The sequence below is a fragment of the Salmonella sp. NW645 genome, from assembly GCF_051703725.1.
Taxonomy (GTDB): Bacteria; Pseudomonadota; Gammaproteobacteria; order Enterobacterales; family Enterobacteriaceae; genus Salmonella; species Salmonella enterica.
Window position 1 is genome coordinate 1 of sequence record NZ_JAMMKR010000006.1, and the last position, 16,955, is coordinate 16,955.

Below are 16,955 nucleotides of genomic sequence, written 5' to 3' on the forward strand. Positions count from 1 at the left end.
ATCGCGCCGTCCATCTGAGCAGCACCGGTGATCATGTTTTTAACATAGTCGGCGTGCCCCGGGCAGTCTACGTGTGCGTAGTGGCGGGTCGGGGTATCGTATTCAACGTGAGAAGTGTTGATGGTGATACCACGCGCTTTTTCTTCCGGAGCGTTATCGATCTGGTCGAATGCACGAGCAGCACCGCCGTAGGTTTTAGCCAGTACGGTGGTGATTGCAGCGGTCAGGGTAGTTTTACCGTGGTCAACGTGGCCGATGGTGCCGACGTTAACGTGCGGTTTTGTACGTTCAAATTTTTCTTTAGACACGGCTATATTCCTTACTATAGCGCTCTCCCCTTCAGGAGAGAGCACGGGATTTTGGTTTTTAACCCTGCGGCTTATTTACCACGGGCTTCGATTACGGCCTGAGCAACGTTGTTCGGCGCATCATCATACTTCAGGAATTCCATAGTGTACGATGCGCGACCTTTGGTCAGAGAACGCAGCTGAGTTGCATATCCGAACATTTCAGACAGCGGTACTTCAGCGTGGATCTTAACGCCTGTAACTTCAGATTCCTGACCTTTGAGCATACCACGACGGCGGCTAAGGTCGCCGATAACGTCACCGGTATTCTCTTCAGGTGTTTCTACTTCAACCTTCATGATCGGCTCAAGCAGAACTGGTTTTGCTTTCTTAAAGCCTTCTTTAAAGGCGATAGACGCAGCCAGTTTAAACGCCAGCTCAGAGGAGTCAACGTCATGGTAAGAACCGAAGTGCAGACGCACACCGAGATCAACTACCGGATAACCCGCCAGCGGGCCAGACTTCAGCTGCTCCTGGATGCCTTTATCAACGGCCGGGATGTATTCGCCAGGAATTACACCACCTTTGATGTCGTTGATGAACTCGTAACCTTTCGGGTTAGAGCCCGGCTCCAGCGGGTACATGTCGATAACAACATGACCATACTGACCGCGACCACCAGACTGTTTCGCGTGTTTACCTTCGATGTCGGTAACTTTCGCGCGAATCGCTTCGCGGTAAGCAACCTGAGGTTTACCCACGTTAGCTTCAACGTTGAATTCACGCTTCATACGGTCAACGATGATATCCAGGTGAAGTTCACCCATACCAGCGATGATGGTCTGGTTAGATTCTTCGTCAGTCCATACGCGGAATGACGGGTCTTCTTTCGCCAGACGGCCCAGAGCCAGACCCATTTTTTCCTGGTCAGCTTTGGTTTTCGGTTCTACCGCGATGGAGATTACCGGCTCAGGGAATTCCATACGTTCCAGAATGATCGGGTTTTCCGGATCACACAGGGTGTCACCGGTAGTCACGTCTTTCAGGCCGATAGCAGCCGCGATGTCGCCCGCGCGAACTTCTTTGATCTCTTCACGTTTGTTGGCGTGCATCTGAACGATACGACCGAAACGCTCACGTGCGGTTTTCACGGAGTTCAGTACGGTATCACCAGAGTTAACCACACCGGAGTACACACGGAAGAAGGTCAGGTTACCCACAAACGGGTCGGTAGCGATTTTGAACGCCAGCGCAGAGAACGGCTCGTCGTCGCTTGCGTGACGCTCAGCCGGAGTATCTTTACCGTCGTCCAGAATACCGTTGATCGCAGGTACGTCTACCGGGGATGGCAGGTAATCAATTACCGCATCCAGCATCGCCTGAACACCTTTGTTCTTGAATGCAGAACCACAGGTTACCAGGATGATTTCGTTGTTCAGAACGCGCTGACGCAGAGCTTGTTTGATCTCTTCTTCAGTCAGTTCTTCACCACCCAGGTATTTTTCCATCAGCTCTTCAGAAGCTTCTGCGGCGGACTCGATCAGGTTCTGGTGCCATTCGTTAGCCAGGTCCTGCATGTCAGCCGGGATATCTTCGTATTCGAAGGTAACGCCCTGGTCGGCATCGTTCCAGTTGATGGCTTTCATTTTCACCAGGTCAACAACGCCGGTGAAACCTTCTTCAGCACCAATTGCCAGCTGCAGCGGAACCGGGTTCGCGCCCAGACGGGTTTTGATCTGACCAACAACTTTCAGGAAGTTCGCGCCCATGCGGTCCATTTTGTTAACGAACGCAATGCGCGGAACTTTGTATTTGTTTGCCTGACGCCATACGGTTTCAGACTGCGGCTGAACACCACCAACTGCGCAGTAAACCATTACCGCACCATCGAGAACACGCATGGAACGTTCTACTTCGATAGTGAAGTCAACGTGCCCCGGGGTGTCGATGATGTTGATGCGATGCGGTTCATACTGCTTAGCCATACCAGACCAGAATGCAGTAGTCGCTGCGGAGGTGATAGTAATACCACGCTCCTGCTCCTGCTCCATCCAGTCCATGGTAGCTGCGCCGTCATGAACTTCACCGATTTTGTGGTTTACACCGGTGTAGAACAGAATACGTTCGGTAGTAGTGGTTTTACCGGCGTCGATGTGCGCACTGATACCGATATTACGGTAGCGTGCGATGGGTGTTGTACGAGCCATTTGATTCCTCGTTGATATCTTTAGGCGTTCAGTTAAGTTATCCAAAACGGGCGACTTACCTGAAGCGCCCGCCTGGTGACTATGACTCCGAAGGGATTACCAACGGTAGTGTGCGAACGCCTTGTTGGCTTCTGCCATACGGTGAACGTCTTCACGTTTCTTAACTGCAGTACCTTTGTTGTCTGCAGCATCAGAAAGTTCGTTCGCCAGGCGCAGAGCCATGGATTTATCACCGCGTTTACGAGCAGCTTCTACGATCCAACGCATTGCCAGAGCATTACGACGGACCGGACGGACTTCAACTGGTACCTGATAAGTAGAACCACCTACACGGCGGGATTTAACTTCTACAGTCGGGCGAACGTTTTCGAGAGCGACTTCGAAAGCTTCCAGTTCAGATTTACCAGAACGCTGAGCCAGGGTCTCCAGCGCGCTGTATACGATTGATTCTGCAGTAGATTTTTTACCATCTACCATCAGGATATTGACAAATTTAGCCAGCAGTTCTGATCCGAACTTCGGATCCGGCAGAATTTTACGCTGACCAATGACGCGACGACGTGGCATGGAAATACTCCGTTGTTAATTCAGGATTGTCCAAAACTCTACGAGTTTAGTTTGACATTAATTTAAAACGTTTGGCCTTACTTAACGGAGAACCATTAAGCCTTAGGACGCTTCACGCCGTACTTAGAACGAGCTTGCTTACGGTCTTTAACGCCGGAGCAGTCAAGCGCGCCACGAACGGTGTGGTAACGAACACCCGGGAGGTCTTTAACACGACCGCCACGGATCAGGATCACGGAGTGCTCCTGCAGGTTGTGACCTTCACCACCGATGTAGGAAGTCACTTCAAAACCGTTAGTCAGACGAACACGGCAAACTTTACGCAGTGCGGAGTTCGGTTTTTTAGGAGTGGTAGTATATACACGAGTACATACGCCACGTTTTTGCGGGCATGCTTCCAGCGCAGGCACGTTGCTTTTCGCAACTTTGCGAGCACGTGGTTTGCGTACCAGCTGGTTAACTGTTGCCATTAAATAGCTCCTGGTTTTAGCTTTTGCTTCGTAAACACGTAATAAAACGCCCTCACACAATATGAGGACGCCGAATTTTAGGGCGGTGTCGAAAAGGTGTCAAGAAATATACAACGATCCCGCCATCACCAGGCCATCTGGTTGGCATACTTAACCGTGAGTCTGACAAACTCAGTATAGTCAACCCTGACGACACTGTCTGAAATTTGACCACCCAGGCCGCGGGCGTCAATGTCTTCTTTCAAGGCATAGACCGTTATGGGGGCATCACGCAGACTTTCAAGGAAGCGGTTACCTTCAATCGCGACGGTAACGCCATCCTGGAGCAGCAAAAGCGCATCGCCCTCTTTTAGCAGGCGCAGCAAAGCGGGAAAATCAACGCCCGAGGCGCAATGAGGTAAGGTATGCAGCATAAACGCCTCAGAATCTCAGGATGACATCATAGTTGCCAAGCTCGCGGCGTAACGCTACGGGTTCCAGCGGCGTGGCGTCTACCACAAAATTAACGTTCTCCAGACCACGCTCGCGCAGCGATGCCGCGCAGATCCAGCATTGATCAATATCGTACAAATCAAAGAGCTTGAAAGTAGCAATATAGTCACGCGCCAGCACAGCGTCTGGTTTTTGTCCTGGTAATAACTGAAAGACGCCGTCGCTGATAAAAAAGACGCCCAGCGCTTCCGTTAGCGCTGACGTCGCCAGCAGCGCATCCAGCCCTTCACGACCTGAAGCGCTACCGTGCGGCGCGGTGGAAAAGACAAATGCAATACGTTTCATTAAAACTGCACCACCCGATCGCAGGTGAGAGATGCCTCCGCCAGCGCACCCAGGCCGCTTAGCGTAAAGCCCGGCTGAAGATTGGCGGACGGCAACTCCAGTCTGCCGGCTTCAGTTTCATCAATAATACCGCGACGAAGCGCCGCCGCGACACAGATGTTCAGCGCTACGCCATGCTGCGTATTCAATTTCTGCCAGGCGCGTACCAGATCATATTCATCGCTCGCCGGCGAGGTCAGGAGATTGGCGTTATAGACTCCTTCCCGATAGAAAAAGACGCTGGCTAACTCATGCCCCTCATTGAGCAGCGCGTGGGCGAACTGCAATGCGCTGCTGGCCTGCTGGGTGCCATATGCCGGCCCGGTGACCATAATGGCATAACGCATTATTTATCCTGCCCCTGAAAGTCGCCGCTTTTGAACTGGCGAATATAGAGGTAAACCGTGTGTTTTGAGATATTCAGACGATCGGCTACCTGGTTAATGGCGTCTTTAATATCGAAAATGCCTTTTTCGTACAGGTTAAGGACGATCTGACGATTTTTCGCGTTGTTAGAGACATTACGATCGGCATTCACTTCTTCGATCGTGAACTCCAGCGTCTGGGTGACTAAATCTTCGACTGAGGAGGCAAAATTAACCGCTGAGCCGACTTCCGGCGTTTCCGGCGGAATAAAGGTATTCATAATCTGTGAAAATGGCACATCAAGGTTCATGTTGATGCACAGTAGACCAATGACGCGCTGCTCGCGGTTGCGAATGGCAATCGTCAACGACTTCATCAAGACACCGCTTTTCGCGCGCGTGAAATAGCATTTCGACACGCTACTGTCCGCCCCTGTCATGTCGTGCAACATGCGCAACGCCAGGTCGGTAATCGGCGAGCCAATTTTACGGCCCGTATGTTCGCCATTGGCAATACGAATGGCTGAACATTTTAGATCCTGCAAAGAGTGCAATACGATTTCACAATGGGAACCTATAAGCATCGCTAACCCGTCCACTACCGCTTCGTAGGATTTCAGAATATCGAAGTCGGTTTGCTCGAAGGGACGCTGATCCAGCAAATCAAGTTCACTGGTTTCGTTGGTTAAAAGCGACCTGGACATGAAAAAAAACACTCCTTTTCAGGAGCCTGTCGTTATGTTTTCAGGGCAGGCTCATTATTTACGCGGATGATTAAATTAATACAGTGAGGGTTCATCTTTCCAGTACTAATTTGTTCGTCTATTTCAGGCTACGTGTGCGTTGGCGGTCATTCAGCCTACGGTCTCGCCCTTAACGACCAGCGCAAGCGCCGTTATCCGCAAATCAAATTATGGTGAGTAATATATCCGGCCTGCATAAAAAAAACCGCCGCTATTACAAGCGGCGGCTCTCAGTTTTTATTTTTTAGCAGCATCTGCGGCTTTAGCGTCAGCCGCATCGGCAGGTTTAGCATCCGCTTTCGGCGCTGGTTTGATATCCAGCAGCTCTACGTCGAATACCAGGGTGGAGTTCGCCGGGATACCCGGAACGCCCGTTTTACCGTAGGCCAGCGCCGGTGGGATAACCAGCTTGATCTTGCCGCCTTTCTTAATATTTTTCAGGCCTTCAGTCCAGCCAGGGATAACGCCGTCCAGACGGAAGGAGAGCGGTTCGCCGCGCGTGTAAGAGTTATCAAACTCTTTACCGTCGATCAGCGTACCTTTGTAGTTCACCACAACGGTATCGCTATCTTTCGGCGCCTCGCCTGTGCCTTCTTTCTCTACTTTGTAAAGCAGACCGGTAGAGGAGGTTTTCACGCCTTTCTCTTTAGCAAAAGCGTCGCGGAACGTTTTACCTTTTGCTTCGTTATCGGCAGCGTCTTTTTCCATCTTCGCCTGAGCAGCGCTCTTCACGCGTGCTTCAAACGTCTGCAGCGTTTGCTCAATTTCCTGATCGGACAGTTTGCTCTTATCGGCAAAGGCATCCTGAACGCCGGCAATCAACTGATCTTTATCCAGTTTGATGCCCAACTTTTCCTGCTCTTTAAGCGAATTGTCCATGTAACGACCCAGCGAGGCGCCCAGCGCATAAGCCGCTTTTTGATCGTCGTTTTTAAATGCTGCTTTGCTATCAGCGGTAGCTGCCGGTTTCGCCGCATCAGCAGCAAAAGTGATCGGTGCGTGCATAGCAACGGCCATCGTAGTTGCCAGCAGCGTGGCTTTAAACAGTGATTTCATCCATATCTCCAGGGCCGGGGCATCTCGCCCCATGTTAACTTACGTAAGAAGCGTACTATAAATCGTTGCAGAACAAATCAACATACGAACACGCCCTATTATCACTTCTTTTCAGACTCTTTTTGTTTAAATTAGTTTCGTAGGGCGCGTAATGGTTGCTGTGAAAGCCGGTAAAGTTAAGTAGAATCCGCCGACGGAGACAACATAAAGAGGTACATCATGCAGGATATCACGATGGAAGCTCGTCTGGCTGAACTGGAAAGCCGTCTGGCGTTCCAGGAGATTACCATAGAAGAACTAAACCTGACGGTAACCGCACATGAAATGGAGATGGCGAAGCTGCGCGATCATCTGCGTTTGCTCACGGAAAAGTTAAAAGCCAGTCAGCCGTCAAATATCGCCTCTCAGGCAGAAGAAACGCCGCCGCCGCATTATTGAGACGAAAAAAAAGCGGGGTTAACCCGCTTTTTTTGTGCCCGATGATTTATCGAACCAATGATAATACCCTAAGGATTTCGAGTCACAGCAAGGCGGCAAGCTTGAAAATTCCCCGGGAGCATAGATAACTATGTGACCGGGGTTTGAAAGCGTAGCCAACACCACGGTGGCTTGAAAGACGACGGGGATTAGTGGCAACCGCAGCCGCCTTTACCACCGCCACCGCAGCAGCCTTCGCCGCCGTGCTCGTGACCATGATCATGACCATGACCGCCACAGCAGCCGTCTTCACCGTGATCGTGGTGGTGATCGTGCGCGCCGTGAACATGACCGTGAGCCAGTTCTTCTTCAGTCGCTTCACGAATCGCAACAACTTCGACGTTAAATTTCAGATTCTGGCCCGCCAGCATGTGGTTACCATCAACCACAACGTGATCGTCTTCCACTTCGGTAATCTCTACCGGTACCGGGCCCTGGTCGGTTTCAGCCAGGAAACGCATCCCTACCTGCAGTTCATCAACGCCCATAAAGACGTCTTTAGGCACACGCTGCACCAGATTTTCGTCATACTGGCCGTAAGCGTCGTTCGCGCCAACAGCGACATCAAATTTGTCGCCAACTTCATGGCCTTCCAGCGCGGTTTCCAGACCAGAGATCAGGGAGCCGTGACCGTGCAGGTAATCCAGCGGCGCACTCACCGGAGACTCATCAACCAACACACCGTCTTCTGTACGTACCTGATAGGCCAGGCTGACCACCAGGTCTTTTGCTACTTTCATGATATCTCCTGAGCATGGGAAGAATAGTGGCGCAGATTGTAGCGGAATTCTGCAGCCGTGTACCCCTTAGCTTAAAAAAACCTGCGGCATATCGCTAGTCCGGATGAAAAATCCCGATCACTTGCTCTTCTTTGCGAACATGCTCGCGAACGTCTTTATCCGCTTCCCGCATTTGATGCCCGCACTTAACGCATTCAACAATATCGACATTATTTTCACGCCACATCGCCATTGTATCCTGCGCCTGACAGGCCGGACATTTCGCGCCTGCAATAAAACGTTTACGGATTGCCATTGTTCACCTCTACTCAAATTCATCCCAGCCATCCAACTGGTGCCGTTCCTGTTGCATTTCGCGCTGAAAAATCTCCTCCAGTTCGCGTCGGGCCTCTCTGGCGCGCGAAATCTGTACCATGTCGCTATGCTCCGGGATCAGTTCCCGCAACATTCGCATATCCAGCCGACGAAAATGCAACTGCGCGCGTTGCGCCTGATGCGGATGCATACCTAACGACACCAGAGTTTTACGTCCCAATTCCAGCGCGCTGGAAAACGTTTCACGGGAAAACTGCGTGACGCCAGCCTGTAATAACTCATGGGCCTCCACACGTCCACGCGCTCGCGCAAGAATATGCAGATGAGGAAAATGCTGCTGACACAGCGCCACCAGCTTCATCGTGTCTTCCGGTTCATTACACGTGATGACTATCGACTCCGCCGCCTCCGCGCCCGCAGAACGCAGCAGCTCGACTTGTGTAGCGTCGCCGTAATACACTTTATAACCATATTTGCGCATCAGATTAACGGCGCCGATATCGCGTTCCAGCACGGTGATACGCATCTTATTCGCCATCAATAAGCGAGCGATCACCTGACCAAAACGGCCAAAGCCGACGACAATCACCTGGGGCTTATCATCCTCAACCCACGGCTTTTCATCATTCTCTTCCGGGCCATTAAGACGGCGCGATAACCACTTATCAATCCCTTTCATCAGTAGCGGCGTGGTCATCATTGATAACGTGACAGTCACCAATAATAACGCCATCTGATCGCCCTGAAACAGGCGCTGAGAAGAGGCGGTAGAAAAGAGCACAAAAGCGAACTCGCCCCCCTGACTCAGCACGCTGGCAAACTGCATCCGTTCAGAACTTCTTATTCCATATAGCCGCGCCAGCAGATACAGCGTCAGCATTTTTATGGCGACCAGAATAACAACGCTCGCCGCCACCCACAGTAAATGGGTATAAAGTACGCCGAGATTTAGCGACATACCGACGGAGATAAAGAACAGCCCAAGCAGTAAACCTTTAAAGGGATCGATAGCGTTTTCCAGCTCATGCCGGTATTCGCTCTCTGCCAGTAAAACGCCGGCAATGAAGGTTCCCAGGGCCATCGACAGTCCCAGCGCGTCCATAAATAAGGCGGCGCTCAACACCAGCAACAACGTCGCGGCAGTGAAGACCTCCCGCACGCCGGACGCAGCAATAAAACGAAATACCGGGCGCAACAGGTAACGACCGCCAATCAGCATTACCGCGAAGGCCAATACCTTCATTGCCACTTTAAACCAGTCGAAATGCTCGTCGGCCGATCCCGCCAATAAAGGCACCAACGCCAGCGCGGGGATCACCGCTAAATCCTGAAACAGTAAGACGGAAAACCCTAACTGCCCGGACTCGCTACGGTTCATGCCTTTCTCGCGCATCAGTTGTAGCGCCATCGCCGTCGAAGACATCGCCAGGCCAATCCCGCCGACGACCGCCGCCTGCCATAAGAAATCAGCAAGCATCAATAACCCCGCCAGCACCGCCGCGCTTAACAGCACCTGAGCAGCGCCGACGCCGAAGATAGAGCGCCGTAGTTGCCAAAGCCGGGACGGATTGAGTTCGAGACCAATGATAAACATCAGAAACACGACGCCCAGTTCGGAAAAGTGCAGGATCTCGTCAACGTCGCTGATAAATCCCAGCCCCCACGGACCGATGGCGATTCCCGCCAGCAAATACCCTAGCACCGCGCCGATGCCCAGCCTCGCGGCTAACGGCACCGCCGCCACCGCCGCGAAGAGGAACAACACTCCCGCTGTCAATAAATCAGCACCTTCCATCAATAGCCTCCCGCGCTCACAGGATTCGCCAGCCACTCGCCATAGGCTTTCGCATGACTGGCCAGCGTCTGCGGCGACTGGCGGCGCGCCCAGTACACAATAATGGGCGGCATCCAGTGCATCCGGCACATGGCCGCGGTCAGTTCAAAAGGGCGGAGTACATCGCTCATTGGATAGCGGTTTAGCGCGTCATACCGGTAAGCGCTCTCCGGCTCGCCGGTCGTAATCACGCTACGCCAGTACTTTCCCACCAGTTGGTTTCCCCCTGGTCCGCTGGCGAACCCCCGACTCAAAACGCGATCAAGCCATTCTTTCAGTAAAGCCGGACAGCTATAGGTGTAAAGGGGATGCTGAAAAACAATGACGTCGTGCTCACGTAACAGGGCTTGTTCATAGGGCGTGTCGATAAAAAAATCAGGATAGCGCGCATAAAGATCGTGCACGGTTACGTTATTGTGCTGTATGGCCGGTTTAAGCAGTACCCGGTTAGCAACCGAGTCCTGAGATTCCGGATGGGCATACAACAGCAAGACTTTCGCTGGCTGAGACATCAATCCCCCTCCCGGTTGTTTTGGGTCGATACATGCCATTCTTCAGGCCGCTTCTACGTTGACAGCGTTTGTTCAACTCAGGAACGTACTCTATGTCCGCCGCTTGGGATTAATGAGAGATATTCTTGTCCCTCACCAAAGGCGGCCTGAATGATTTTGTGTATCGTTGTTGTTTTGAGCTACCATTGCGCTCCAGCGCGGCGGTACGCCCGAATATTACATTATCATAATGATAAATTAACATAGTCTGAACATACGGCGCCTTATGATTGTTTTCTCCTCGTTACAAATTCGTCGCGGCGTGCGCGTCCTACTGGACAATGCCTCGGCTACCATTAATCCAGGCCAGAAAGTCGGCCTGGTGGGTAAAAACGGCTGCGGTAAATCTACCCTGCTGGCATTGCTAAAAAATGAAATCAGCGCCGATGCCGGGAGTTTTACCCTGCCCGGAACCTGGCAATTAGCGTGGGTGAATCAGGAAACACCTGCGTTGCCTCAGCCAGCGATTGAGTATGTCATTGACGGCGACCGTGAATACCGGCAGCTGGAGGCGCAGCTTAACGACGCCAACGAACGTAACGACGGACATGCTATCGCCTCCATACACGGCAAGCTGGACGCCATCGATGCATGGACCGTTCGCTCGCGCGCCGCCAGCCTGCTACACGGCCTCGGCTTCTCTAACGATCAGCTGGAACGTCCGGTCAGCGACTTTTCCGGCGGCTGGCGGATGCGCCTTAACCTGGCTCAGGCGCTGATTTGCCGCTCCGATTTACTGCTGCTCGACGAACCGACCAACCACCTCGATCTGGATGCCGTTATCTGGCTGGAAAAATGGCTGAAGAGCTATCCGGGCACCCTGATTCTGATCTCCCACGATCGCGATTTTCTTGACCCGATAGTGGATAAAATTATCCATATCGAACAGCAGACTCTGTTCGAGTACACCGGCAACTACAGCGCGTTTGAAGTTCAGCGCGCCACGCGCCTGGCGCAGCAGCAGGCGATGTATGAGAGCCAGCAGGAGCGTGTGGCGCATCTGCAAAGCTACATCGACCGTTTCCGCGCCAAAGCGACCAAGGCCAAGCAGGCGCAAAGCCGTATCAAGATGCTGGAGCGTATGGAGCTGATTGCGCCGGCTCATGTCGACAACCCGTTCCATTTCAGCTTCCGCGCGCCGGAAAGCCTGCCGAACCCGCTGCTGAAGATGGAAAAAGTCAGCGCAGGTTATGGCGATCGCATCATTCTGGAATCCATCAAGCTGAACCTGGTGCCCGGCTCGCGTATCGGCCTGCTGGGCCGCAACGGCGCGGGGAAATCGACGCTGATCAAGCTGCTGGCGGGCGAACTGGAGCCGCTACATGGTGAAATTGGCCTCGCCAAAGGCATTAAGCTCGGCTACTTCGCCCAGCACCAACTGGAGTTCCTGCGCGCCGATGAATCCCCGTTGCAACATATGGCGCGTCTGGCGCCGCAGGAACTGGAGCAGAAGCTGCGCGACTATCTCGGCGGCTTCGGTTTTCAGGGCGACAAAGTAACGGAAGAGACGCAACGCTTCTCTGGCGGCGAGAAAGCGCGTCTGGTGCTGGCGCTGATCGTCTGGCAGCGTCCAAATCTGCTGCTGCTCGATGAACCGACCAACCACCTGGATCTCGACATGCGTCAGGCGCTCACCGAAGCGCTGATTGATTTTGAAGGCGCATTGGTCGTCGTGTCGCACGACCGCCACCTGATTCGCTCCACCACTGACGACCTCTATCTGGTGCACGACAAAAAGGTCGAGCCGTTCGACGGCGACCTGGAAGATTATCAGCAGTGGCTGAGTGACGTGCAGAAGCAGGAAAACCAGGCCGACGACGCACCGAAGGAAAACAACGCCAACAGCGCCCAGTCACGCAAAGATCAGAAGCGTCGCGAAGCCGAGCTACGCACTCTGACGCAGCCGCTGCGTAAAGAGATTACCCGTCTGGAAAAAGAGATGGAAAAGCTCAACGTCCAGTTAGCGCAGGCAGAAGAGAAGCTTGGCGACAGCAGCCTGTATGACCCCAGCCGTAAAGCGGAGATGACCGAGTGCCTGCAACTGCAGGCCAGCGCCAAATCCGGGCTGGAAGCGTGTGAAATGGCATGGCTTGAGGCGCAGGAGCAGCTTGAGCAAATGATGCAGAATGACTAACGCGCGGGGCGGACGATGAACCTGTCAATCACCGATGACATTATTTTCCGCAAGCTCACCATCTTCATGATGTTTGTGGAGAAGGGTAACATCGCCCGCACCGCCGAGGCGCTGCACACGCTGGAAGAGAACGTTCGGTGTCCGCTGTTCGTCCATAAAGGCCTCTTCGGTACTCGTCCCGGTATAAAGATTACCGTTGCGGTCGGCAGCACCGGAACAGAAGCCTGCGTTATGTGATTTAGCGGCAAAGGTTGCCGTGATTTATTTTCGTCAGCGCGTCGTTCACGCCAAATAATTTAAACGTCACCTCATCAACGCCAAGATTTTTCAGACGCGCAGTGTGTTTTTTAATATAAGCCTGCGCCGTTTCTTCGGATTCAAACAAGTAAATGCCGCCAGCTTGCTGGTTTTTCTCGCTTTCTGTCCAGATTTTCCAGATGAAGCCCGGCTCCTCATTGATAGACTCCGCCAGCCCGACCAGTTGCTGGGTCATCTCCTCGCCAAAAGGGCCGCTAAAGTTAAAATGGATCTGTAAAAGTGTCTTCGACATGCCTTCTCCTTGAGTCACATAACTATCGTGTTGCCACACTACCACGATTAATTCGGCTGATGCAGGGGTTCACGCGATTTCTGTGGGGTATTGCGCGCGCCTTGCATACCGCCCCCTCTGGCGAAATGAGGCGCAATTTTATTTCGCCAGACGACCAATTGAACGTAAAATCACATATTGACTAATCTGTGAACCTTATGCGCGGTATAGTATTGTTTCCAATTATCAATTGTTCTGGTGCTATGGTTGAGATCACGTCCACAGAAATGACCCCGCCTGTCAATGACTCGCATGAATTTATTCCCATGCGTGGCATTCGTAATCGCCATTTACAAACTATGCTGCCGCGCTTAATCCGCCGCAAAGTGAAGTTCAACGCCCACTGGCAGCGGCTGGAGCTACCGGACGGCGATTTTGTCGATCTGGCATGGAGCGAAGAACCGCAACAGGCAAAGCATAAACCGCGGCTGGTGGTCTTTCACGGTCTGGAAGGCAGCCTGAACAGCCCCTATGCCCACGGGCTGATTGAGGCGGCGCAAAAGCGCGGCTGGCTGGGCGTGGTGATGCACTTTCGCGGCTGTAGCGGCGAACCCAACCGTCTGAATCGTATTTACCACTCCGGTGAAACGGAGGACGGAGCCTGGTTTTTACGCTGGCTACAGCGGGAGCTCGGCGCCGTTCCGACAGCCGCCGTGGGCTATTCGCTCGGCGGTAATATGCTGGCGTGCCTGCTGGCGAAAGAAGGCCGCGATATTCCCATCGAGGCGGCGGTGATTGTTTCTGCGCCCTTTGTTCTCGAAGCCTGTAGCTACCACATGGACAAAGGGTTTTCCCGCGTCTATCAGCGTTATTTGCTTAATCTGTTAAAAGCGAATGCGTCACGCAAGCTGGCGGCGTATCCCGGTTCGCTGCCGGTGAATCTGGCGCAACTGAAATCAATGCGCCGCATTCGCGAGTTTGACGACCTGATCACCGCGAAAATTCACGGCTTTGCCGACGCCATCGACTACTATCGTCAGTGTAGCGCCATGCCGTTGCTTAACCAGATTGCTAAACCGACGCTGATTATTCACGCTAAAGACGATCCGTTTATGGATCATCATGTGATCCCTAAAGCGGAAGATCTGCCCCCGCAGGTGGAGTATCAGCTGACTGAGCATGGCGGACACGTAGGATTTATCGGCGGTACGCCGCTGCGCCCTGAAATGTGGCTGGAACGCCGAATTCCTGACTGGCTGACAACGTACCTGGAGGCGTCATCATGATCATTCCCTGGCAGGGGCTCGCCCCCGACACGCTGGACAACCTGATCGAAAGCTTTGTGTTGCGCGAAGGCACCGATTATGGTGAACATGAACGTTCGCTTGAACAAAAAGTCGCTGACGTAAAACGCCAACTGCAATCCGGCGAGGCCGTGCTGGTATGGTCTGAATTACATGAAACGGTCAATATTATGCCGAAAAAGCAGTTTCGCGAATAAAACGCCTTTGCCGACAATACATTATTACTAAAGCTCAATCATGGAGTTGCCATGTCAGCCAAACATCCGGTGATAGCAGTAACAGGGTCAAGCGGCGCGGGGACCACCACCACCAGCCTCGCGTTTCGTAAAATTTTCGCGCAGTTAAATCTGCATGCCGCCGAGGTGGAAGGCGACAGTTTTCATCGTTACACCCGCCCGGAAATGGACATGGCGATCCGCAAAGCGCGTGACGCCGGGCGGCATATCAGCTATTTCGGGCCTGAAGCCAATGACTTCAGCCTACTGGAACATACTTTTATTGAGTACGGGCAGACGGGTAAAGGCCAGTCGCGTAAATATCTGCATACCTATGATGAAGCCGTACCGTGGAATCAGGTTCCCGGCACGTTTACGCCGTGGCAGCCGCTTCCCGAACCGACCGATGTGCTGTTTTATGAAGGGCTGCACGGCGGCGTCGTCACCCCGCAACATGATGTCGCGCGTCATGTTGATCTGTTGGTTGGCGTGGTGCCTATCGTCAACCTCGAGTGGATTCAGAAACTAATCCGCGACACCAGCGAGCGCGGACACTCCCGTGAAGCGGTGATGGATTCCGTGGTGCGTTCCATGGACGACTACATCAATTACATTACGCCGCAGTTCTCGCGTACCCATATTAACTTCCAGCGCGTGCCGACCGTCGACACGTCCAATCCGTTCGCCGCAAAGGGTATTCCCTCGCTGGATGAGAGTTTTGTGGTGATCCATTTCCGCAATCTGGAAGGGATCGATTTTCCCTGGCTCCTGGCGATGCTCCAGGGCTCGTTTATTTCTCACATTAATACATTAGTGGTGCCGGGCGGCAAAATGGGGCTGGCGATGGAGCTGATTATGTTGCCGCTGGTGCAGCGATTAATGGAAGGCAAAAAAATCGAATAACCGCAGTGAAATGCCCGATGGCGCTACGCTTATCGGGCCTACGAGATAAAAACGGGTAGGCCGGATAAGGCCACGCCGCCATCCGGCATCACGTGTTACGCCGCAATCACTTCATACGAATGGGTAATATTGACCGCTTTTTCCAGCATTAGCGCCACCGAGCAATATTTTTCTGCGGAGAGATCGACAGCGCGCGCAACGGCAGCCTCTTTCAGATCGCTGCCGGTAACGATAAAATGCAAATTAATGTGCGTAAACAGGCGCGGCGCGTCTTCCCGGCGCTCGGATGTCAGCTTCACTTCGCAGTTGGTGACATTCTGACGGCCCTTTTGCAGGATTGATACCACATCAATAGCGCTACATCCGCCAGCCGCCATTAATACCATCTCCATCGGACTCGGCGCTTTGTCACCGGAGTTGCCATCCATTAAAATCTGGTGGCCGGAGGAGGACTCTCCGAGGAACGTGAGTCCTTCAACCCACTTTACACGCGCTTGCATATTTCGTAACTCCAATGTTTCAATTTTCCTGAAAGATTACGCGCATACAACAAAAGTCGCAATGGAAGGCGACCTGGGTCATGCTGAAGCGAGACACCAGGAGACACACGGCGAAAGCTATGCTAAAACAGACAAGATGCTACAGTAATACATTGACGTACTGCATGTATGCAGAGGACATCACATTACAGGCTACAATCTATTTTCGTAGCCCCCTTCCCAGGTAGCGGGAAGTATATTTTTGCAACCCCAGAGACAGTGCCGTTTTCTGGCTCTGGAGACAGCTTATAACAGAGGATAACCGCGCATGGTGCTTGGCAAACCGCAAACAGACCCGACTCTTGAATGGTTCTTGTCTCATTGCCACATTCATAAGTACCCGTCAAAGAGCACGCTGATTCACCAGGGTGAAAAAGCAGAAACGCTGTACTACATCGTTAAAGGCTCCGTGGCAGTGCTGATCAAAGATGAGGAAGGGAAAGAAATGATCCTTTCTTATCTGAATCAGGGTGATTTTATTGGTGAACTGGGCCTGTTTGAAGAAGGTCAGGAACGCAGCGCCTGGGTACGTGCGAAAACCGCATGTGAGGTCGCTGAAATTTCCTACAAAAAATTTCGCCAATTAATCCAGGTCAACCCGGATATTCTGATGCGCCTCTCTTCCCAGATGGCTCGTCGCTTACAAGTCACCTCTGAAAAAGTAGGTAACCTCGCCTTCCTTGACGTCACCGGGCGTATCGCTCAGACGCTGCTGAATCTGGCGAAACAGCCCGATGCCATGACGCACCCGGATGGGATGCAGATCAAAATCACCCGTCAGGAAATCGGCCAGATCGTCGGCTGCTCCCGCGAAACCGTTGGTCGTATTTTGAAAATGCTGGAAGATCAAAACCTGATCTCCGCGCATGGCAAGACCATCGTCGTCTACGGCACCCGTTAATT

At 52.7% G+C, this 16,955-nt stretch carries 22 protein-coding genes; 7 read left to right on the top strand and 15 right to left on the bottom strand.

What is annotated here, in order from left to right; translation table 11 throughout:
* The 9 genes from NA389_RS13795 to fkpA form a co-directional block, all read right to left on the bottom strand.
* Positions 1 to 308 (bottom strand): GTP-binding protein (locus NA389_RS13795; RefSeq protein WP_000031689.1); only part of this gene is annotated, 308 nt, incomplete at its 3' end.
* Positions 309 to 379: 71 nt separating this feature from the next.
* Positions 380 to 2,494, bottom strand: coding sequence for an elongation factor G (fusA, locus tag NA389_RS13800; protein ID WP_000124693.1), 2,115 nt, complete (start codon positions 2,492 to 2,494; stop codon positions 380 to 382).
* 96 nt (positions 2,495 to 2,590) lie between these two features.
* Positions 2,591 to 3,061: a 30S ribosomal protein S7 gene (rpsG, locus tag NA389_RS13805; protein ID WP_001138042.1), complete on the bottom strand. Its 471-nt coding sequence runs from the start codon at positions 3,059 to 3,061 to the stop codon at positions 2,591 to 2,593.
* A gap of 95 nt (positions 3,062 to 3,156) precedes the next feature.
* Positions 3,157 to 3,531 carry a 30S ribosomal protein S12 gene (gene rpsL, locus NA389_RS13810; RefSeq protein WP_000246815.1) on the bottom strand — a complete coding sequence of 125 codons (375 nt, stop codon included), beginning with the start codon at positions 3,529 to 3,531 and terminating at the stop codon, positions 3,157 to 3,159.
* 125 nt (positions 3,532 to 3,656) lie between these two features.
* Positions 3,657 to 3,944, bottom strand: a complete 288-nt coding sequence (gene tusB / locus NA389_RS13815) for a sulfurtransferase complex subunit TusB (protein ID WP_000903398.1) — start codon at positions 3,942 to 3,944, stop codon at positions 3,657 to 3,659.
* Positions 3,945 to 3,951: 7 nt separating this feature from the next.
* Positions 3,952 to 4,308 carry a sulfurtransferase complex subunit TusC gene (gene tusC, locus NA389_RS13820; RefSeq protein WP_000820705.1) on the bottom strand — a complete coding sequence of 119 codons (357 nt, stop codon included), beginning with the start codon at positions 4,306 to 4,308 and terminating at the stop codon, positions 3,952 to 3,954.
* Positions 4,308 to 4,694, bottom strand: coding sequence for a sulfurtransferase complex subunit TusD (gene tusD, locus NA389_RS13825; RefSeq protein WP_001268011.1), 387 nt, complete (start codon positions 4,692 to 4,694; stop codon positions 4,308 to 4,310). The genes tusC and tusD overlap by 1 nt, the downstream gene beginning before the upstream one ends.
* Positions 4,694 to 5,416 (bottom strand): helix-turn-helix transcriptional regulator, encoded by a 723-nt coding sequence (locus tag NA389_RS13830; RefSeq protein ID WP_000091471.1) that lies wholly within the window; start codon positions 5,414 to 5,416, stop codon positions 4,694 to 4,696. Before NA389_RS13830 ends, tusD begins: the two co-directional genes overlap by 1 nt.
* A 276-nt stretch (positions 5,417 to 5,692) precedes the next feature.
* Positions 5,693 to 6,511, bottom strand: a complete 819-nt coding sequence (gene fkpA, locus NA389_RS13835) for an FKBP-type peptidyl-prolyl cis-trans isomerase (protein ID WP_000838221.1) — start codon at positions 6,509 to 6,511, stop codon at positions 5,693 to 5,695.
* A 219-nt stretch (positions 6,512 to 6,730) separates the two neighbouring features.
* On the opposite strand from fkpA, the gene NA389_RS13840 reads away from it, so the two are divergent.
* Positions 6,731 to 6,949, top strand: a complete 219-nt coding sequence (locus tag NA389_RS13840) for a protein SlyX (RefSeq protein WP_001152701.1) — start codon at positions 6,731 to 6,733, stop codon at positions 6,947 to 6,949.
* A 188-nt stretch (positions 6,950 to 7,137) separates the two neighbouring features.
* Here NA389_RS13840 and slyD read toward each other — a convergent pair whose 3' ends face one another.
* The 4 genes from slyD to kefG all read right to left on the bottom strand — a co-directional run bounded on the left by slyD (position 7,138) and on the right by kefG (position 10,389).
* The gene (slyD, locus tag NA389_RS13845) at positions 7,138 to 7,728 is read right to left on the bottom strand and encodes a peptidylprolyl isomerase (protein ID WP_000861341.1); all 591 of its coding nucleotides are present in this window, start codon (positions 7,726 to 7,728) and stop codon (positions 7,138 to 7,140) included.
* Between the two features lie 94 nt (positions 7,729 to 7,822).
* Positions 7,823 to 8,023, bottom strand: coding sequence for a YheV family putative zinc ribbon protein (locus NA389_RS13850; RefSeq protein ID WP_001007735.1), 201 nt, complete (start codon positions 8,021 to 8,023; stop codon positions 7,823 to 7,825).
* A gap of 9 nt (positions 8,024 to 8,032) precedes the next feature.
* Complete coding sequence (gene kefB, locus NA389_RS13855; protein ID WP_000398128.1) at positions 8,033 to 9,838, bottom strand: glutathione-regulated potassium-efflux system protein KefB; 1,806 nt, start codon at positions 9,836 to 9,838, stop codon at positions 8,033 to 8,035.
* On the bottom strand, positions 9,838 to 10,389 hold the full coding sequence (gene kefG / locus NA389_RS13860) for a glutathione-regulated potassium-efflux system ancillary protein KefG (RefSeq protein ID WP_000081820.1): 552 nt from the start codon (positions 10,387 to 10,389) through the stop codon (positions 9,838 to 9,840). The genes kefB and kefG overlap by 1 nt, the downstream gene beginning before the upstream one ends.
* A 265-nt stretch (positions 10,390 to 10,654) precedes the next feature.
* Here kefG and NA389_RS13865 point away from each other — a divergent pair, with 265 nt between their 5' ends.
* Both NA389_RS13865 and NA389_RS13870 read left to right on the top strand, forming a co-directional pair.
* Positions 10,655 to 12,562 carry an ABC transporter ATP-binding protein gene (locus tag NA389_RS13865; protein WP_023197510.1) on the top strand — a complete coding sequence of 636 codons (1,908 nt, stop codon included), beginning with the start codon at positions 10,655 to 10,657 and terminating at the stop codon, positions 12,560 to 12,562.
* A 15-nt stretch (positions 12,563 to 12,577) separates the two neighbouring features.
* Positions 12,578 to 12,799: a helix-turn-helix domain-containing protein gene (locus NA389_RS13870; protein WP_001054021.1), complete on the top strand. Its 222-nt coding sequence runs from the start codon at positions 12,578 to 12,580 to the stop codon at positions 12,797 to 12,799.
* Between the two features lies 1 nt (position 12,800).
* Here NA389_RS13870 and NA389_RS13875 read toward each other — a convergent pair whose 3' ends face one another.
* Entirely contained in the window at positions 12,801 to 13,112 is a 312-nt protein-coding gene (locus tag NA389_RS13875; protein WP_000047689.1) for a monooxygenase, read from the bottom strand.
* A 197-nt stretch (positions 13,113 to 13,309) separates the two neighbouring features.
* Between NA389_RS13875 and NA389_RS13880 the strand changes: the two genes are divergently transcribed.
* From NA389_RS13880 to NA389_RS13890, 3 genes are read left to right on the top strand one after another with little or no spacing between them, the layout of a single operon-like run.
* Positions 13,310 to 14,377, top strand: a complete 1,068-nt coding sequence (locus tag NA389_RS13880) for a hydrolase (protein WP_001214117.1) — start codon at positions 13,310 to 13,312, stop codon at positions 14,375 to 14,377.
* Positions 14,374 to 14,592 (top strand): YheU family protein, encoded by a 219-nt coding sequence (locus NA389_RS13885; RefSeq protein ID WP_000586568.1) that lies wholly within the window; start codon positions 14,374 to 14,376, stop codon positions 14,590 to 14,592. Before NA389_RS13880 ends, NA389_RS13885 begins: the two co-directional genes overlap by 4 nt.
* 51 nt (positions 14,593 to 14,643) lie before the next feature.
* Positions 14,644 to 15,513 carry a phosphoribulokinase gene (locus tag NA389_RS13890; protein WP_001274690.1) on the top strand — a complete coding sequence of 290 codons (870 nt, stop codon included), beginning with the start codon at positions 14,644 to 14,646 and terminating at the stop codon, positions 15,511 to 15,513.
* A 95-nt stretch (positions 15,514 to 15,608) separates the two neighbouring features.
* Here the strand turns inward: NA389_RS13890 and NA389_RS13895 are convergent, their stop codons facing one another.
* A complete protein-coding gene (locus tag NA389_RS13895; protein WP_001148919.1) occupies positions 15,609 to 16,013 on the bottom strand; it encodes an OsmC family protein in 405 nt (134 codons plus the stop codon).
* A 307-nt stretch (positions 16,014 to 16,320) separates the two neighbouring features.
* Here NA389_RS13895 and crp point away from each other — a divergent pair, with 307 nt between their 5' ends.
* Positions 16,321 to 16,953, top strand: coding sequence for a cAMP-activated global transcriptional regulator CRP (gene crp / locus NA389_RS13900; protein ID WP_000242758.1), 633 nt, complete (start codon positions 16,321 to 16,323; stop codon positions 16,951 to 16,953).
* Positions 16,954 to 16,955 lie beyond the last annotated feature (2 nt).

Coding starts and splice junctions, on each gene's coding strand:
- rpsG (WP_001138042.1), bottom strand. CDS start 3,061: ATGCCACGTCGTCGCGTCATTGGTCAGCGTAAAATTCTGCCGGATCCG.
- NA389_RS13840 (WP_001152701.1), top strand. CDS start 6,731: ATGCAGGATATCACGATGGAAGCTCGTCTGGCTGAACTGGAAAGCCGT.
- crp (WP_000242758.1), top strand. CDS start 16,321: ATGGTGCTTGGCAAACCGCAAACAGACCCGACTCTTGAATGGTTCTTG.
- NA389_RS13865 (WP_023197510.1), top strand. CDS start 10,655: ATGATTGTTTTCTCCTCGTTACAAATTCGTCGCGGCGTGCGCGTCCTA.
- fkpA (WP_000838221.1), bottom strand. CDS start 6,511: ATGAAATCACTGTTTAAAGCCACGCTGCTGGCAACTACGATGGCCGTT.
- rpsL (WP_000246815.1), bottom strand. CDS start 3,531: ATGGCAACAGTTAACCAGCTGGTACGCAAACCACGTGCTCGCAAAGTT.
- NA389_RS13895 (WP_001148919.1), bottom strand. CDS start 16,013: ATGCAAGCGCGTGTAAAGTGGGTTGAAGGACTCACGTTCCTCGGAGAG.
- NA389_RS13830 (WP_000091471.1), bottom strand. CDS start 5,416: ATGTCCAGGTCGCTTTTAACCAACGAAACCAGTGAACTTGATTTGCTG.
- NA389_RS13885 (WP_000586568.1), top strand. CDS start 14,374: ATGATCATTCCCTGGCAGGGGCTCGCCCCCGACACGCTGGACAACCTG.
- fusA (WP_000124693.1), bottom strand. CDS start 2,494: ATGGCTCGTACAACACCCATCGCACGCTACCGTAATATCGGTATCAGT.
- NA389_RS13890 (WP_001274690.1), top strand. CDS start 14,644: ATGTCAGCCAAACATCCGGTGATAGCAGTAACAGGGTCAAGCGGCGCG.
- kefB (WP_000398128.1), bottom strand. CDS start 9,838: ATGGAAGGTGCTGATTTATTGACAGCGGGAGTGTTGTTCCTCTTCGCG.
- kefG (WP_000081820.1), bottom strand. CDS start 10,389: ATGTCTCAGCCAGCGAAAGTCTTGCTGTTGTATGCCCATCCGGAATCT.
- NA389_RS13875 (WP_000047689.1), bottom strand. CDS start 13,112: ATGTCGAAGACACTTTTACAGATCCATTTTAACTTTAGCGGCCCTTTT.
- NA389_RS13850 (WP_001007735.1), bottom strand. CDS start 8,023: ATGGCAATCCGTAAACGTTTTATTGCAGGCGCGAAATGTCCGGCCTGT.
- tusC (WP_000820705.1), bottom strand. CDS start 4,308: ATGAAACGTATTGCATTTGTCTTTTCCACCGCGCCGCACGGTAGCGCT.
- tusB (WP_000903398.1), bottom strand. CDS start 3,944: ATGCTGCATACCTTACCTCATTGCGCCTCGGGCGTTGATTTTCCCGCT.
- tusD (WP_001268011.1), bottom strand. CDS start 4,694: ATGCGTTATGCCATTATGGTCACCGGGCCGGCATATGGCACCCAGCAG.
- NA389_RS13880 (WP_001214117.1), top strand. CDS start 13,310: ATGCGCGGTATAGTATTGTTTCCAATTATCAATTGTTCTGGTGCTATG.
- NA389_RS13870 (WP_001054021.1), top strand. CDS start 12,578: ATGAACCTGTCAATCACCGATGACATTATTTTCCGCAAGCTCACCATC.
- slyD (WP_000861341.1), bottom strand. CDS start 7,728: ATGAAAGTAGCAAAAGACCTGGTGGTCAGCCTGGCCTATCAGGTACGT.